This window comes from Streptomyces sp. NPDC017520, from assembly GCF_044329855.1.
Lineage (GTDB): Bacteria > Actinomycetota > Actinomycetes > Streptomycetales > Streptomycetaceae > Streptomyces.
Map to the genome: position 1 here is coordinate 246,026 of NZ_JBIRKB010000004.1, position 17,265 is coordinate 263,290.

At 68.4% G+C, this 17,265-nt stretch carries 11 protein-coding genes; 2 read left to right on the top strand and 9 right to left on the bottom strand.

Going from position 1 to position 17,265, the window contains the following annotated elements:
• Window positions 1–142: 142 nt before the first annotated feature.
• The 7 genes from ACH4KB_RS11825 to ngcE form a co-directional block, all read right to left on the bottom strand.
• Complete coding sequence (locus ACH4KB_RS11825) at window positions 143–1,456, bottom strand: sugar ABC transporter permease (protein WP_398065820.1); 1,314 nt, start codon at window positions 1,454–1,456, stop codon at window positions 143–145.
• Entirely contained in the window at window positions 1,453–2,241 is a 789-nt protein-coding gene (locus ACH4KB_RS11830; protein ID WP_215110527.1) for an ATP-binding cassette domain-containing protein, read from the bottom strand. The genes ACH4KB_RS11825 and ACH4KB_RS11830 overlap by 4 nt, the downstream gene beginning before the upstream one ends.
• Before the next feature lie 280 nt (window positions 2,242–2,521).
• Window positions 2,522–3,634, bottom strand: coding sequence for a sugar ABC transporter substrate-binding protein (locus ACH4KB_RS11835; RefSeq protein WP_398065821.1), 1,113 nt, complete (start codon window positions 3,632–3,634; stop codon window positions 2,522–2,524).
• A gap of 120 nt (window positions 3,635–3,754) precedes the next feature.
• Window positions 3,755–4,954 carry an ROK family transcriptional regulator gene (locus tag ACH4KB_RS11840; RefSeq protein ID WP_274034331.1) on the bottom strand — a complete coding sequence of 400 codons (1,200 nt, stop codon included), beginning with the start codon at window positions 4,952–4,954 and terminating at the stop codon, window positions 3,755–3,757.
• A gap of 213 nt (window positions 4,955–5,167) precedes the next feature.
• Window positions 5,168–6,118 (bottom strand): carbohydrate ABC transporter permease, encoded by a 951-nt coding sequence (locus tag ACH4KB_RS11845; RefSeq protein WP_398065822.1) that lies wholly within the window; start codon window positions 6,116–6,118, stop codon window positions 5,168–5,170.
• Window positions 6,118–7,038: a carbohydrate ABC transporter permease gene (locus tag ACH4KB_RS11850; protein ID WP_398065823.1), complete on the bottom strand. Its 921-nt coding sequence runs from the start codon at window positions 7,036–7,038 to the stop codon at window positions 6,118–6,120. The genes ACH4KB_RS11845 and ACH4KB_RS11850 overlap by 1 nt, the downstream gene beginning before the upstream one ends.
• Window positions 7,039–7,087: 49 nt before the next feature.
• Complete coding sequence (ngcE, locus tag ACH4KB_RS11855) at window positions 7,088–8,533, bottom strand: N-acetylglucosamine/diacetylchitobiose ABC transporter substrate-binding protein (RefSeq protein WP_398065824.1); 1,446 nt, start codon at window positions 8,531–8,533, stop codon at window positions 7,088–7,090.
• Between the two features lie 505 nt (window positions 8,534–9,038).
• Here ngcE and ACH4KB_RS11860 point away from each other — a divergent pair.
• A complete protein-coding gene (locus ACH4KB_RS11860) occupies window positions 9,039–12,923 on the top strand; it encodes a GH92 family glycosyl hydrolase (protein WP_398065825.1) in 3,885 nt (1,294 codons plus the stop codon).
• A 96-nt stretch (window positions 12,924–13,019) separates the two neighbouring features.
• On the opposite strand, the gene ACH4KB_RS11865 is transcribed toward ACH4KB_RS11860, so the two are convergent.
• Entirely contained in the window at window positions 13,020–13,637 is a 618-nt protein-coding gene (locus tag ACH4KB_RS11865; RefSeq protein WP_398065826.1) for a histidine phosphatase family protein, read from the bottom strand.
• Between the two features lie 97 nt (window positions 13,638–13,734).
• Here ACH4KB_RS11865 and ACH4KB_RS11870 point away from each other — a divergent pair, with 97 nt between their 5' ends.
• Window positions 13,735–14,370 (top strand): hypothetical protein, encoded by a 636-nt coding sequence (locus ACH4KB_RS11870; RefSeq protein ID WP_398065827.1) that lies wholly within the window; start codon window positions 13,735–13,737, stop codon window positions 14,368–14,370.
• A gap of 141 nt (window positions 14,371–14,511) precedes the next feature.
• Here the strand turns inward: ACH4KB_RS11870 and acnA are convergent, their stop codons facing one another.
• Entirely contained in the window at window positions 14,512–17,229 is a 2,718-nt protein-coding gene (gene acnA / locus ACH4KB_RS11875; protein ID WP_398065828.1) for an aconitate hydratase AcnA, read from the bottom strand.
• Window positions 17,230–17,265 lie beyond the last annotated feature (36 nt).

The window sequence follows — 17,265 nt, forward strand, 5'->3', positions numbered from 1 at the left end:
GCCGATCGAGCGTGCCGATCCGATGAGTCTAATGTTCCGCTCGCGGCGGCGGGCATCGGGCGGCCCTGTTCGAACACGGAACGCCGGACACGCGCAGGTGCCCGGAGCCCCTGGGGCACCGGGCACCTGCGCGGTTGTGCGGTCAGGCGCGGCCCGCGGTCTTCTGGGTCCTACGGGTGACGGAGTCGATGACGACCGTGGCGAGAAGCACGGCTCCCGTGACCATGTACTGGATCGGGGTGGCGATGCCCTCCAGCGACAGGCCGTACTGGATGGAGACGATCACCATGACGCCGAGCAGCGCGTTCCAGGTGCGTCCCCGGCCGCCGAAGAGGCTGGTGCCGCCGATGACGGCCGCCGCGATGACGTTCATCAGGAGGTCGCCGGTGCCGGAGCCCTGGTTGGCCGCCGCGATCTTGGAGGCCCAGAACAGGCCGCCGATCGCCGCGAAGGTCCCCGCGATGGAGAAGACGGAGATCCGGATCGCGGTGACGTTGATGCCGGCGCGCCGGGATGCCTCGACGCTGCCGCCGAGCGCGAAGATCTTCCGCCCGTAGGCCGTACGGCGCAGCACGAAGTCCGTGCCGACCAGGACGATCAGGAAGAGGACGAGCGCGAGCGGCAGGCCGCGGTACTGGTTGAACATGTACGCGGCGGCGAAGCCGAACACGCCGATGACCGCGGTGCGCACGAGGATGTCGGCGAGCGGGCGGGCCGGGATGCCGGCCGCCTCGCGGCGGCGGGTGTCCAGGAAGGCCGCGGCGAAGTAGCCGACGACCGCGATGGCGGCGAGCCCGTAGGCGGCGGCGACGTCGGTGAAGTAGTACGTGGTCAGCTTGCCGACCACCCCGTCGCCGTCCAGGTTGATCGTGCCGGAGTCGCCGAGCAGCTGGAGCATGAAGCCGAGCCAGAACAGCAGGCCCGCCAGGGTGACGGCGAAGGCGGGCGCCCCGACCCGGGCGAAGAAGAAGCCGTGGATCGCGCCCATCACCGCGCCGCTGACGATGGCGACGAGGATCGCCAGCCATTCGTTCATGCCCTGGGTGACGCTGAGCACCGCGACGAGGGCGCCGGAGACACCGGAGACGGAGCCGACCGAGAGGTCGATCTCGCCGAGCAGCAGGACGAAGATGATGCCCACGGCCATCATGCCGGTGGCGACCATCGTGGTGGCGATGTCGCTGATGTTCTTCGCGGAGAGGAACTCGGAGTTCATGCTCTGGAAGACGATGGCGATGATCGCGAGGCCGACGATCACCGGGATCGAGCCCAGGTCGCCACCGCTGATCTTGCGCTTGAACTCGGTGACGTAGCCGCCGAGGCCCTGCTCGCGGACGAGCAGGCGGGGGTCGGTCGCCGTGGCGGCGCCCTCGGCCGCGTCCGGGTTGCCGACCGGCGGCGCGTCGGCCGGGGTGCCGGCCTTGTCCAGCGAGGTGGCGGAGTTGTCGGTGGTCACTTGGAAACCTCCGCGTTGCGCGCCGCACGTCGGGTCACGGCGTTTTCCGTGGCGCCGGTGATGGCGGAGATGATCTCTTCCTGGGAGGTGGTCTTCACATCGAAGACACCGTTGTTCCGGCCCAGCCGGAGCACGGCGACCTTGTCGGCGACGGCCTTCACATCGGCCATGTTGTGGCTGATGAGGATGACCGCGTGGCCGCGCTCGCGCAGCCGCTCGACGAGGTCGAGGACCTGGGCGGTCTGCTCGACGCCGAGGGCGGCGGTCGGCTCGTCGAGGATGACGAGCCGGGGCTCGCCGAGCATCGACCGGGCGATGGCCACGGTCTGGCGCTGGCCGCCGGAGAGCGAGGCGATCGGGATGCGGACGCTCGGGATGCGGATGGAGAGCGTGGACAGCAGTTCGCGGGAGCGGCGCTCCATCTCCACCTCGTCCAGGATGCCGAACCTGCGCAGCTCCCGGCCGAGGTAGAGGTTGCCGACGACATCGATGTTGTCGCACAGCGCGAGGTCTTGGTAGACGGTCGCGACGCCGAGGTTCTGGGCGTCGTGCGGCTTGGTGATCTGCACGGCCCGGCCCTCCCACTCGATGACGCCGTCATCGATGGGGTGCACTCCGGCGATCGTCTTGACCAGCGTTGATTTACCGGCGCCGTTGTCGCCCACCAGGGCGACCACCTCGCCGGCGTGGACCTCAAGCTCTACATCGGTGAGTACCTGGACGGCACCGAAGCGCTTGGAGACCCCTCGCAACGCCAACACGGGCGTAGCGGACACATGAACCATCTCCTTCGCCGCCTGACCGGCGGGGATGCCGCGCCCGGGGGAAGGCGCGGCGGTGTCGAGCACAGAGGAAAATCGGGGGTGAAGCGTTCCGTCCGACGCCCCGCCCGGTAGCGGGACGGTTGGTGTGCGGGGCGCCGGACAGGCTTCGTGACGCGCGTGCGGGCCGGGGTGCGGCGGGCACGTGCGCGGGCGGTGGGGCCGCCGGCGCCCTCGCGGCATCGCGGCGGGCGTGGCGGCGGGCGGGACCCGGCGGCTCGGGGGCGGGCCGGGTCCCGGGAGGCTACTTGAGACCGATCTTGTCGCAGGCGGCCTTGTACTTGGCCGAGCAGATCTCGTCCAGCGTCCAGATGCCGTCCTTGATGACGGTGTCCTTGATGTTGTCCTTGGTCAGCGAGACGACCGGGACGAGGACCGTCGGGATGCCCTTCTGGCTGGCGTTGTCGACCTTGGAGGTGGCGATGGAGTCGAGCTTCTCGCCCTTGGCGAGGGCGACGGCCATCTCCGCGGCGACGATGCCCTCGGCGGGGTAGGACTTGTAGACGCTCATGAACTGCTCGCCGGAGACGATGCGCTGCACGCCCGCCAGCTCGGCGTCCTGGCCGGTGACCGGCGGGAGCGGCGAGATGCCGGCGGCCTTGAGGGCGGTGATGATGCCGCCCGCCATGCCGTCGTTGGCGGAGTAGACGCCGTCGATCTTGTCCTTGCCGAGCGCGGTGATCGCCGCTTCCATGTTGGCGTTGGCGTTCTCCGGCTTCCACTCCTTGGTGTCGTACTCCTTGCCGTACTTCACCTTGCCGTCGAGGACCGACTTGGCGCCGCTCTTGAAGAGGGCGGCGTTCGGGTCGGTGATCGCGCCGTTCATCATCACGATCGTGCCGCCGTCGGCCTTGTCGCCCAGGGCCTCCAGCAGGGCGGTGCCCTGCGCGCGGCCGACCTCTTCGTTGTCGAAGGAGGTGTAGGCGTCGATGGGGCCCTCGGCGAGGCGGTCGAAGGCGACGACCGGGATGCCCGCGTCCTTGGCCTTCTTGACGCTGTTCTCGATCGCCTTGGCGTCCACCGCGCCGATGATGAGCGCGTCGACCTTGTTGGTGATCATCGTGTCGATCTGCTGCGACTGGGTGGTCGCGTCCTGCTTGGCGTTGTTGTAGGTGACCTCGGCCTTGCCGTCGGTCAACTCGCTGATCTTCTTCTCGATGATCGGCCGGTCGAACTTCTCGTAACGGGCCGTCTGGTTCTCGGGAAGGAGCAGACCTATCTTCAGGTCGTCGCCCTTCTTCTCCGAGCTCTTCTCGGCCTTGTCGCCGGACTCCTTGGCGCTCCCGCAAGCGGCCAGTGAGACCGCCATCGTGGTGGCGGCAACGGCAACGGCGGCACGACGCATACGCGTGTTCATTCTCGAACCTCCCTGACGAGGCCGCGACGTTGCGGCCGAGGTGGCTGGAAGTCAACTCGGCCCCAGCGTCAGCGTCAAGGAGTAAATCCTTAACGAGATGACAACGGTGCCATTCGTTATCTAAGTGAAGGCAGGAGTCGCTGCGGGGAGGGTGCTCTCCAAAAGGGTCGAATCCCCCATCTCGCTGAGCACGAGGGCGAGTGCGCCCAGGACTTCGGCGCGTCCGCCGAGCGCGCCGGGCAGCACCGAGAGCTGCCGGGCGGCGCTGGGGATCGCGTAACGCGACACGGAGTCCCGTATGGGCCCCAGGACCAGCTCCCCGGCCTCCGCCAGCGAGCCGCCGAGCACGACACGGCTGGGGTTGAGCAGATTGCACAGGTTGGCCACGCCACTGCCTATGTGGCGGCCCACGTCGCCGATCACCCGTCGGCACCCCGGATCGCCCTCCCGGGCCAGCTGGACCACCCGTTCCATGGTGAGCCCCGGGCCGTGGCTGGGCTGGAGCAGCGGCAGGACGTAGCGGGCCGCCGTGAAGGTCTCCAGGCAGCCGCGGTTGCCGCAGCGGCACACCGGACCCGACTCGTCGAGCGTGATGTGCCCGATCTCGCCGGCCGTGCCGCCTGGGCCCCGGTAGATGGTCCCGTCGATCACCAGACCGGCGCCGACGCCGCTGGCCACCTTGATGTACGCGAGGTCCTTGACGCCCCGCCCGCTCCCCCAGACCAGCTCGCCCAGCGCCCCGAGGTTGGCGTCGTTGTCGACGTACACGGGCACGCCGAGGCGGCCGGAGAGCTCCTCGCTGGGGTTGATGCCCGTCCAGCCCGGCAGGATCGAGGTGGAGCCCAGGGTGCCGGACTCGACGTCGATGGGGCCCGGCACGCCGAGGCCGATGCCGATCACCTTGTCCGGGCCGATCCCCGTGGCCGCGATCAGCCTCTTGACCAGCACTTCCGCCCGGTCGAAGCCCTCGGCGGACGAGGCGTCCACATCCAGCGGCTCGGACTCCTCGGCGAGCACCTGGTGGGCGAGGTTGCCGACGGCGACGCGCAGATGCGTATGGCCGAAGTCGACGCCGATGACGATGCCGGCGTCACCGCTGAGCGAGACGCTGCGGGCCCGCCGGCCGCCCGCCGAGGTGGGGGTGACCTCGACCGTTCCGCCGTCCTTCAGCTCCCGGACGATATTGGAGACGGTGGCCGCGGAGAGGCCGGTGCTCCGGGCGATCTCCGCCTGGGTGAGCGATCCAGCCATCCGTACGGCGCGTACGACCCGCTCCAGATTGGCCCTGTGCAGCGATGTCTGCGACCCGGGAGTCTCCATCGACTCATCCACTCCTGCCCTTGGCGGGCAGTCCCTGAGGACCGCCCCGGCCGGGGCCGCAGCGATGAGACCCCGGCTTCCTCCAACATGTGAACTCCAAGCTGACCGTTTGGGGGTGCCTCCCGTCAAGACCTGAGCACGCGCACACCCACAACGGCCCGGTGCCCCGGCGGAGGATTCCGCCGGGGCACCGGGCCGTACGCGCGTCGCGGGCTACTTCAGGGCGCCCGCCGTCAGACCGGAGACGACCTGGCGCTGGAAGATGATGTACGCCGCCAGCACGGGCAGCATCGCCATCACCAGACCGGCGAAGAGACCGGAGTAGTCGCCCTTGTAGCCCTGGCTGGCGGCCAGCTCCACCAGGCCCTGGGCCAGGACCCGCTTCTCCGGGTCGGTGTTCAGCACCGTGGGCAGCATGTACTGGTTCCACTGCCCCAGGAAGTTGAAGATGCCGACGCTGATCAGGCCGGGCTTGGCCATCGGCAGCATGACCTGGAAGAACGTGCGGGTGTGCGAGGCCCCGTCGATGATCGACGCCTCCGCCACCGAGGTCGGCAGCGTACGGAAGAACGAGGTCAGGAAGAACACGGTGAAGGGCAGCGAGTACGCGATGTACACGAGGATCAGGCCGTGGATCGTGTTCAGCAGCCCCATGTTGTCCATGACGTAGAACAGCGGGACCAGCGCCAGCATGATCGGGAAGCTCATGCCACCGACGAACAAGAAGTAGATGAACCGGTTGCCCGGGAACTCGAAGCGGGCGAGCACATAGGCGGCCATGGCCCCGAGGACCAGGGTGCCCGTGAGCGACCCGCCCACCACCAGGATGGTGTTCAGGAAGTACTCGCTCATGTGGGCCTGGCTCCAGGCCCGGCCCCAGCTGTCGAAGTTCAGCGAACTGGGCAGCGACCACGGGGTGTTGAAGATGTCCGAGTCGGACTTGAACGAGGACATCACCGCCCAGAGCAGCGGCAGGACGACCATGATCGCCCACAGGATCAGCACCCCGTGCGAGAAGACGTTGAGGACCTGGCCCTCGCCCTTCTTCGCGGGGGCCGACGGGCCCTTGCCCACCGGCCCGGTGCGCTGGGCCGGAACCTTCGCCGCTTCGGCCTCGGAGGGGGACCCGGAGGGCCCGGAGGGAGGGGTGTCAGTGGTCTTCATCAGAACTCCAGCCGCTCGCGCCGGCCCACCCGCATGACGATGGCGGCGAACGCCAGCGTCACGAGGAGCAGGGCGACACCGATCGTGGTCGCGTAGCCCGCCTGTCCGTCACGGAACGCCGACTGGTAGACGTACAGCGGCAGGACGGTGGTCGAGTAGTCGGGCCCGCCGGGACCGACGCTCATGATGTGGACGACCGCGAAGCCCTCGGCTCCGAGCGCCAGGATGCCCATGTAGACCCACCCGGACTGGACCGTGTCCCACAGCAGGGGCAGCGTGATCCGGAAGAAGGTCGTGAAGCGGCTCGCCCCGTCCAGCAGGGCGGCTTCGTAGAAGTCCTTGGGGATGGAGGCCATGCCCGCGGAGAACAGCACCACGAAGAAGCCGGTCGTGGACCAGACGAGGACCGCCACGATGACCCACAGGGCCAGCTGCGGATCGCCCAGCCAGACCGGCAGGTCCTTGACGCCGACGGCCTTGAGCGTGCCGTTGATCATGCCCTGGCCCGGGTCGAAGGCGAACTGGAACAGGATGGCCACGATCGCGATCGAGAGCACCTGCGGGAAGAAGTACGCGATCTTGTAGAAGCCGGAGCCCCGTACGCCGGCGATGGCGGCGCCCTTGCGGCGCCGCCCGCCCACGTTGAGCATGAAGGCGAAGAAGAGCGCGAGCCCCAGCGTCACCAGCGGCAGCAGAACGGCCAGCAGCACACTGTGCTGCAAGGATTTCCAGAAGATGTCGTCATCGAGCATCTTGGTGTAGTTGTCGAACCCGACCATCTTGAAGTCGGGGCTCAACCCCGTCCAGTCCGTGAACGAGTAGTAGATGGACTGGATGAAGGGCCAGATGACGAAGATGACGTACAACGCCATCGGGACCACCAAGAACCCGACTATGAACCGGTATTTACCGTGTTGCATCGCTACCGACTCCGACCTTCCCGTGCCGCCCGCCGCTGGTGACGCGTGGTCACTGGTGCTTGAAGTGCTTGATGGACTGGTCCTTGGCGGTCGCGTCGGCGAAGGCCTGGATCTTCTTGATGGTCTCGGCCGGCTTGGCGCGGCCGGCCATCATCTCGCCGATCGCGGCGACGCCGATCTGCTCCTTCTGGAGCTTCACGTACCAGTCCTGCAGGCGCGGGTTGACCACGTTGGTGCCGGCCTTCTCCAGTGCGGCGACACCGGACTTCAGACCGTCGGACAGCTCGATGCCGTCCGTTCCGCCGTTGAAGGCGGAGAGCGACTTGGTGCTGGTGGTGAAGGACTTGGAGGAGGCCTCACTGAGCATGATGCGCAGCTGCTCCAGGCCGCCCTCGGGGTTCTTCGCCTTGCTCGGGACGATGAACGGCTCGCCGCCGGACGCCCAGATGGTGCCGAAGGGCAGCTTGTCCGAGGCGTCGAGGCTGGAGGGGGCGCCCACGGCCAGCTTGAAGTCCTTGGGGATGATCGCCGCTTCCTCGTTCTCGACCCAGGAGCCGTTCGGGATGAACAGCGCCTTGCCGCGGGCCCACGCGCCCTGGGAACCGCGGTGGTCCATACCCGCGGAGCCATCGAGGATGTAGTCGTTGGCGACGAGCTCGTAGTACGCCTCGAAGGCCGCCTTGACTGCGGGGTGCTCCCAGGCCTTCGGCTCCAGGTTGTCGATCGCGTCGAGGACCTCGACGCCGCCGATCTTGCCGATGAAGGGGTACAGCGAGAAGGGGACGTAGTAGGGGTACTTGCCGGGGTAGGTCCAGCCGGCGATGCCCTGCTTCTTCGCCTTCTTGCAGAGCGCGAGCATCTCGTCCCAGGTCTCCGGGTACGTGGCGTCGAGCTTCTCCAGCGCGGTCTGCGAGTACCAGGCGCCGTAGACCGTGTACGCGTAGTACATGATCCAGACCGGGTCGCCGTCGAACTGGCCCATCTCGACGATGCCCGGCCGCAGGGTGTCGCGGACCTTCTTGGCGGGGTCGTCGATGGAGGGGGCGTCGAGCAGCGGGGTCAGGTCGGTGAGCTGCTTCTTGCCGACCAGCACGCCCATGTCCATCTGCTGGGCACCGGAGTTGTCGATCAGGTCCGGCGGGGTACCACCGTTGAACCGCGGCTGAAGAACCGACTGGATCTTCTGCGTCGCGGAGAACTTGACCTTCGCCTCGGGATAGGTCTTCTCGTAGACGGCCTTGGCGTCCTCGGCGTACTTGGTGCCGAAGCCACCGTCGAAGATGACGATCTCCAGCGGTGCGCTGCCGTTGACGGCCAGCGGGTTCTTCTCGGTCTTTTCGCCCTTTTCAACCTTGTCGTCGCTGCTGCTGTCGCCGCTCGCGCAGGCGGACAGGAAGCTCATCGTCGGAACAGCGATCAGGCCGAGTGCGGCAGAACGCTTGATCAGATCGCGACGGCCAAGGCCCTCATTGTTGTGGGCGGAGGTGGATCCCATGCTCAAGTCCTCGCCTTCTCCAGGACTCAGGCGGTGTACCGGTCACCCGTCGAAAATTCGCCTCAGGCGAAGGGCCCCGCCACCGCGGTCAGTTGCGCTTGGGTTGTGCGGATATGCAGATGTACCGGACGGGCCGGTGCAGTGGGGATGCCGGAAGACCGTACAGCGAGGACACCCGTGGCGTCCTCGCAACCGTCCCTGTTCCCCCCGCGCGCACGTCCGCGTGAAGGCGGCCGTGCAGTGCCGACAGGTATAGTCCACTTGTCGCCAACTGAGCAAGATCGAACGCAGGTTTGGACGACAGTCTTTCCCGAGTTGAGACCTCACGGACACCTCGGCACCCCGCGCCCTCTTCCCGCGGCGACTATTTCCCCATACCGGCCGATTCGCCGGGGGCCCTCCCACCAACACCCTTGACACGTCCCGTCACTTGGATCCCTACTGGACCTTGCATCCCGCTATGACAACGTTGTCCATGCATTTTCCCGGGGAGGAACGGCTCGGCATGCAGCCACCACGCGGCATCGATCACGGATCAGACAAGGCCCCTCAGGGGGTCCCCCGCCCGGCTCGTCGCCGGAGACGGACCCCCACAGCAGCCGCCCTGGCGGCCTCCCTCGCCCTCGTGGTGATCGCCCCCGCGGTCGCCACCGCCCAGCCCTCATCGCCGGACCGGAAGCCTTCCGGCGACCGCACCTTCAGCACCTCGTTCGAGGCGGACGAGAAGCAGCCGGACTGGCGCAACAGCGTCGAGGAGGGCCCCGACGGCAAGAAGCGCTCATCCGGCGTCGACGGGGGCTTCTCCTCCGGAATACCGGGCAATGTCACCGACCGGGTGACGGAGCTTCGCGCGAGCGCCGAGAACACCGCCGGCGGGGAGGTCAAGGAGAACCTCGTCGACGTCGAGCCGGGCTCCAAGTGGCTGACGTTCAAGCCCACCGGCTGGGTCGAGTTCGATCTGGACGAACCCGTCAAGGTCGTGACGTACGCCCTCACCTCCGCCAACGACCACGCCGAGCGCGACCCGAAGGACTGGACGCTCAAGGGCTCGGCGGACGGCGAGAAGTGGACCGACCTCGACACCCGCACCGGCGAGAAATTCGCCAAGCGGCACGAGACGAAGACGTACGACTTCGCGGGTGACACCGCCTACCGGCACTTCCGCCTGGAGATCACCGCGAACAACGGCGCCTCGGACGCCCTCCAGCTCGCCGACGTTCAGTTCTCGAACGGTGACACCTCCGCGCCGGTGCCCGACGAGATGCGCAGCCAGCCCGACCGCGGCCCCTCCGGGTCCCCCACCGCGAAGTCCGGCGCGGGATTCACCGGAAAGAAGGCGCTGCGTTACGCGGGCACCCACACGCCCGAAGGACGCGCCTACTCGTACAACAAGATCTTCGACGTGAACACGGCCGTCACCAAGGACACCGAACTGTCCTACCTGGTCTACCCGCAGATGGGCGAGACGGACCTGAACTACCCCGCCACGCACGTCGCGGTGGACCTGGCCTTCACCGACGGCACGTACCTGAGCGAGCTGAAGGCCACCGACAGCCACGGCGGGCTGCTCACGCCGCAGGGCCAGGCGGACGCCAAGCGGCTCTACGTCAACCAGTGGAACAAGGTCGCGGCCCGTCTCGGCACGGTCGCCGCGGGCAAGACGGTCGACCGGATCCTGGTGGCGTACGACTCCCCCAAGGGGAAGGCGAAGTTCCAGGGCTGGATCGACGACATCACGATCGCCCCGAAGAAGCCCGAGAAGCGCAAGGCGCATCTGTCGGACTACGCGCTGACCACCCGCGGCACCAACTCCAGCGGCGGCTTCTCGCGCGGCAACAACATTCCGGCCACGGCCGTCCCGCACGGCTTCAACTTCTGGACGCCGGTCACCAACGCCGGCACCACCAGCTGGCTGTACGACTACCACCGGGGCAACAACGCGGACAACCTCCCCACGCTCCAGGCCTTCGCCGCCAGCCATGAGCCGAGCCCCTGGATGGGCGACCGGCAGACCTTCCAGCTGATGCCGTCGGCCGCGAGCGGCACCCCGGACGCGTCCCGCACGGCCCGCGCGCTGCCGTTCCGGCACGAGAACGAGACGGCGAAGCCGCACTACTACGGCGTCACGTTCGAGAACGGCCTCAAGGCCGAGATGACGCCGACCGACCACGCGGCCCGGATGCGGTTCACCTACCCGGGCAAGGACGCGAGCCTGGTCTTCGACAACGTCACGAACGACGGCGGCATCACCCTCGACCCGAAGACCGGCTCCTTCTCCGGCTACTCGGACGTCAGGAGCGGCCTGTCCACCGGGGCGACCCGGATGTTCGTGTACGGCGTCTTCGACGCGCCGGTCACCGACAGCGGCAGGCTGAAGGGCGGCGGTGGCGACGACGTCACCGGGTTCTTCCGCTTCGACGCGGGCAAGGACCGCACGGTCAACCTGAGGCTGGCCACCTCGCTGATCGGCGTCGACCAGGCGAAGCAGAACCTGGCCATGGAGATCCCGGAGTCCACCTCCTTCGAACGCGTCCAGCGCAAGGCCCAGGGTGCCTGGGACGACATCCTGCGGACGGTCGAGGTCGAGGGCGCCAACGCCGACCAGCTGACGACGCTCTACTCCAGCCTCTACCGGCTCTACCTCTACCCGAACTCCGGCCACGAGAAGGTGAGGGGCAAGAACAGGTACGCCAGCCCCTTCTCCAAGGCGGTCGGTGAGAACACCCCGACGCGGACCGGCGCGAAGATCGTCGACGGCGAGGTGTACGTCAACAACGGCTTCTGGGACACCTACCGCACCACCTGGCCCGCGTACTCCTTCTTCTCCCCGAAGAAGGCCGGCGAGCTGGTGGACGGCTTCGTGCAGCACTACAAGGACGGCGGCTGGACCTCGCGCTGGTCCTCCCCCGGCTACGCGGACCTGATGACCGGCACCAGCTCGGACGTGGCGTTCGCCGACGCGTACGTCAAGGGCGTGAAGTTCGACGCCGAGGCGGCGTACGAAGCGGCGCTCAAGAACGCCACCGTGGCCCCGCCGTCCTCGGGCGTCGGCCGCAAAGGCCTTCAGACCTCGGTCTTCACCGGCTACGCGGACACCGCCACCCACGAGGGCCTGTCCTGGTCGCTGGAGGGTTACGTCAACGACTACGGCATCGCCCGCATGGGCCAGGAGCTGTACAAGAAGACGAAGAAGGCGCGGTACAAGGAAGAGTCCGAGTACTTCATGAACCGGGCCCAGAAGTACGTCAAGCTCTTCGACGACAAGGCCGGGTTCTTCCAGGGCAAGAAGCCGAACGGCGACTGGCGTCTGCCCTCCGGGGAGTACGACCCGCGCGTCTGGGGTTACGACTACACCGAGACCAACGGCTGGGGCTACGCCTTCACCGCCCCGCAGGACAGCCGGGGCCTGGCCAACCTGTACGGGGGCCGCGACGGTCTCGGCAAGAAGCTGGACACGTACTTCTCCACCCCGGAGACGGCGGGCCCGGAGTTCGTCGGCAGCTACGGCGGCGTCATCCACGAGATGACCGAGGCGCGTGACGTGCGGATGGGCCAGTACGGGCACAGCAACCAGGTCGCCCACCACGCCACGTACATGTACAACGCGGCCTCGCAGCCGTACAAGACGCAGGAGAAGGTCCGCGAGGTGCTGGGCCGGCTGTACGTCGGCAGCGAGATCGGGCAGGGCATCCACGGCGACGAGGACAACGGCGAGCAGTCGGCCTGGTTCCTCTTCTCCGCGCTCGGCTTCTACCCGCTGGTCATGGGCAGCGGGGAGTACGCGATCGGCTCGCCGCTCTTCAAGAAGGCGACCGTCCGCATGGACAACGGACGCAAGCTGACCGTGAAGGCCCCGAAGAACAGCGACAAGAACATCTACGTGCAGGGCGTGAAGGTCAACGGCAAGAAGTGGACCTCCACGGCGCTCCCCCACGACGTCCTGGCCAAGGGCGGCACGCTGGAGTTCGCCATGGGCCCGAAGCCGTCGGCGTGGGGCACGGGCGAGGACGCGGCCCCGGTCTCCGTCCAGAAGGACGACAAGGTGCCGACGCCCAAGGGCGACGCGCTCAAGGGCGACGGCGCGCTCTTCGACGACACCTCGGCCACCTCGGCGACGGTGGAGCAGGTGGAGCTGCCGGTGCCCTCGGCGACGAAGGGCGTCCAGTACACGCTGACCTCGGCGGCGGCCGACAAGGCCCCGGAGGGCTGGACGCTCCAGGGGTCGGCGGACGGCGAGCAGTGGACGGACGTCGACCGACGCTCCGGCCAGTCGTTCGCCTGGGACAAGCAGACCCGGGTGTTCTCGGTGGCGAAGCCCGGCTCGTACACGAAGTACCGGCTGGTGCTGACGGGTTCGGCGACGCTCGCGGAGGTGGAGCTGCTCTCCTGACCCGTACGCGACGTGCGTCGGCGGCCGGTACCCCGCAGGGCGGGGTGCCGGCCGTCGGCGTTCACGTCTCCTGGAGGCGATCGGGCGGGGCGGGATTCAGTGCGGCTGGAGGCTTTCCGGCAGGGCCACGTTGAGCGCGGCGACGACCGGCCGGCCGTGTTCGGTGCCGAGCCTGGAGAGGGCGCCGGTGGCGAGCTGGAAGAGCCGTCCCTCGGCCGGGGTCAGGCCGAGGTAGCGGGCGGTGAGGACGCGCAGGAAGTGCGAGTGCGCGACGAGTGCGATGTCCGCGTTGCCGATGCCGTCGGCGGCGGACCGGACGCCCGCGAGAACCTGGTCGGCCCGCTGCCCGATCTGTTCGGGGCTCTCGCCGGGGTGCTCGTCGGAGCCGGGGTCGACGCCGTCGGTCCACAGGTTCCAGAAGGGCCGGGTGCGGCGGATCGCCGGGGTGGTGACGCCCTCGTAGCCGCCGTAGTCCCACTCCCGCAGCTCGGGGGTGACCCGGGGGTCGGGGAGCCCGGCCAGTTCGGCGGTGCGGCGGGCCCGGATCATCGGGCTGACGAGGGTGAGCCCGATGTTCCGGTCGGCCAGCAGCGGGACGAGCGCGCGGGCCTGGCGTTCCCCGACGTCGGTGAGCGGGAGGTCGGTGTAGCTCGTGTGCTGTCCGGAACGGGACCACTCGGTCTCGCCGTGCCGGATGAGGATCAGCTCGCCCATGGGGTCCGTTCGCTTTCTGTACAGGTGGTGCCGGTGGTGCGGGTGGGGCCCCGTACCGTAAGTCCCTCACCTGATCCTTTTCCCGTGGGGGGACCGCATGTCCGACTACTTCCCGCCTCCTCCGCCCGAACAGCCGCAGCCGGAGCACCGGGCTCCGGTGGGTGCGACGCCGCCTTCGCCGTGGGCGGCCCCCGCGGCGCCGCCGGGCAAGCGGCGTACGGGGCTGATCGTGACGCTCGCCGTGGGCGGCGGGCTGGTCGTGGCGGGGGCGATGGCGGCGCTCGTCTACGCGTTGATGGACTCGGTCTCGGACTCCATCGCGCTGCCGCCCGAGCGGTCGGACGCGCCCTACTCGGAGCCGTACGAGGAGGAGCCGTACGAGGAGGACCCGTACGGGGAAGACCCGTACGACGGGGGCCCGGCGGAAACCGCCCCGGAGCCCGACATGAAGAAGGACGTCACGATCACCGCGTGCACGCGCGATCCGCAGATCGGCTGGCAGTCGGCGAAGGTGAAGGTCGTGAACGGCTCGTCCACGACGGCGAGCTACACCATCATGATCGAGTTCCTCGACAAGGAGGGCGTCAGGGTCGCGGAGGGCGGAGCGGGGGTGGTCGACCTGGAGGCTGGTGCGAGCGCTGTGAAGAAGGCGCAGGGCGTGGGTGAGGTACCGCCCGGCACGACCTGCCGGATCAGCGAGGTCTGGCGCACGCCGTCGGGGTCCGCGGACTGAGGCGGGCCCGGGGCCACGGCCGCGGAAACGGCGCGAGGGCCGCGCCCCGGGATTCCCGGGGCGCGGCCCTCGCGTTGTGGCGCCCACCGTTCAGCGGCGGATCAGGCGGATCAGCTGCGGATCAGCTACGGATCCGGGTGATCAGCTGCGGATCAGGCTGCGGAGCACGTACTGCAGGATGCCGCCGTTGCGGTAGTAGTCCGCCTCGCCGGGGGTGTCGATGCGCACGACGCCGTCGAACTCCACACCGGTGTCGGTGGTGACCTTGACCGTGCGGGGGGTGGTGCCGTTGTTCAGCTCGGTGACGCCGGTGAAGGAGAAGGTCTCCTCGCCGGTGAGGCCGAGGGTCTCGGCGGTCTGGCCCTCGGGGAACTGGAGCGGGAGGACGCCCATGCCGATGAGGTTCGAGCGGTGGATGCGCTCGTAGGACTCGGCGATGACGGCCTTGACGCCGAGGAGCGCGGTGCCCTTGGCGGCCCAGTCGCGGGACGAACCGGAGCCGTACTCCTTGCCCGCGAGGATCGCGAGGGGGGTGCCGGCGGCCTGGTAGTTCTGCGAGGCGTCGTAGATGAACGACACCGGGCCGTCGGCCTGGGTGAAGTCGCGGGTGTAGCCGCCCTCGGTGCCCGGCGCGATCTGGTTGCGCAGGCGGATGTTGGCGAACGTGCCGCGGATCATGACCTCGTGGTTACCGCGGCGCGAGCCGTAGGAGTTGAAGTCACGACGCTCGATGCCGTGCTCGGTGAGGTACTTGCCGGCCGGGGTGTCGGCCTTGATGGCGCCGGCCGGGGAGATGTGGTCGGTGGTGACCGAGTCGCCGAGCTTGGCGAGCACGCGGGCGCCGGTGATGTCCTCGACCGGGGACGTCTCCATCGTCATGCCCTCGAAGTACGGGGGCTTGCGCACGTAGGTGGACTCGGAGTCCCACTCGAAAGTGTTGCCGGTCGGGATCGGCAGCGCCTGCCACTGGGCGTCGCCCGCGAAGACGTCCTGGTAGGACTTGTTGAACATGTCCTCGCCGATGGCGTTCGCCACGACGTCGTTGACCTCTGCCTCGGAGGGCCAGATGTCGGTCAGGTAGACCGGCTTGCCGTCCTGGTCGACGCCGAGGGCGTCCTTGGTGATGTCGACCTTCATCGAACCGGCGATGGCGTACGCGACGACCAGCGGAGGGGACGCCAGGTAGTTCATCTTGACGTCGGGGTTGATCCGGCCCTCGAAGTTACGGTTGCCGGAGAGCACCGAGGTGACCGCGAGGTCGTTCTCGTTGACCGCCTTGGAGACCTCGTCCGGCAGCGGGCCGGAGTTGCCGATGCAGGTGGTGCAGCCGTAGCCGACGAGGTTGAAGCCGACCTTGTCGAGGTACGGGGTCAGACCCGCCTTGTCGAAGTAGTCGGTGACGACCTTCGAGCCCGGGGCGAGGGTGGTCTTGACCCACGGCTTGCGGGTCAGGCCCTTCTCGACCGCCTTCTTCGCCACGAGCGCGGCGGCGACCATGACGTAGGGGTTCGAGGTGTTGGTGCAGGAGGTGATCGCGGCGACGGTGACGGCGCCGTGGTCGATCTCGTACGTCGAGCCGTCGGGGGCCGTGACGGTGACCGGCTTGGACGGGGCGCCGTTCGGCGTGTTGGCCGGGGCGTCGGAGGCCGGGAAGGACTCCTTGCTCGCCTCCATGTCGTCCGTGACGTAGTTGCGCACGTCCTGGGTGAACTGCTGCGCGGCGTTCGCGAGGACGATGCGGTCCTGCGGGCGCTTCGGGCCGGCGATGGAGGGGACGACCGTGGAGAGGTCGAGCTCCAGCTTCTCGGAGAAGTCCGGCTCGGCGGCCGGGTCCAGCCAGAGGCCCTGCTCCTTGGCGTACGCCTCGACGAGGGCGACCTGCTGCTCGTCGCGGCCGGTCAGACGGAGGTACTTCAGCGTCTCGTCGTCGATCGGGAAGATCGCGGCGGTGGAGCCGAACTCCGGCGACATGTTGCCGATGGTGGCGCGGTTGGCGAGCGAGGTGGCGGCGACGCCCTCACCGTAGAACTCGACGAACTTGCCGACGACGCCGTGCTTGCGGAGCATCTCGGTGATGGTCAGCACGAGGTCGGTGGCGGTGGTGCCGGCCGGGAGCTCGCCGGTCAGCTTGAAGCCGACGACGCGCGGGATGAGCATGGAGACCGGCTGGCCGAGCATCGCGGCCTCGGCCTCGATGCCGCCGACGCCCCAGCCCAGCACGCCGAGGCCATTGACCATGGTGGTGTGCGAGTCGGTGCCGACGAGGGTGTCGGGGTACGCCTGACCGCCCCGGACCATGACGGTGCGGGCCAGGTGCTCGATGTTCACCTGGTGGACGATGCCGGTGCCCGGGGGGACGACCTTGAACTCGTCGAAGGCGGTCTGGCCCCAGCGCAGGAACTGGTAGCGCTCCTTGTTGCGGCCGTACTCCAGCTCGACGTTCTGGCCGAAGGCTTCCTTGGTGCCGAACTTGTCGGCGATGACGGAGTGGTCGATGACCAGCTCGGCCGGGGCCAGCGGGTTGATCTTCGCCGGGTCCCCGCCGAGCTCCTTGACGGCCTCACGCATGGTGGCGAGGTCCACGACGCACGGCACGCCGGTGAAGTCCTGCATGATCACGCGGGCCGGCGTGAACTGGATCTCCTGGCTGGGCTGCGCCTGGGAGTCCCAGCCGCCGATGGCCCGGATGTGATCGGCGGTGATGTTCGCGCCGTCCTCGGTACGGAGCAGGTTCTCCAGCAGGACCTTCAGGCTGTACGGGAGGCGCGCGGAGCCCTCTACCTTGTCCAGCTTGAAGATCTCGTACGACTCGTCACCCACGCGCAGCGTGCTGCGGGCGTCGAAGCTGTTCGCCGACACGACAGTCTCCTTCTTCAATGTGCGCGTATCTCCGCG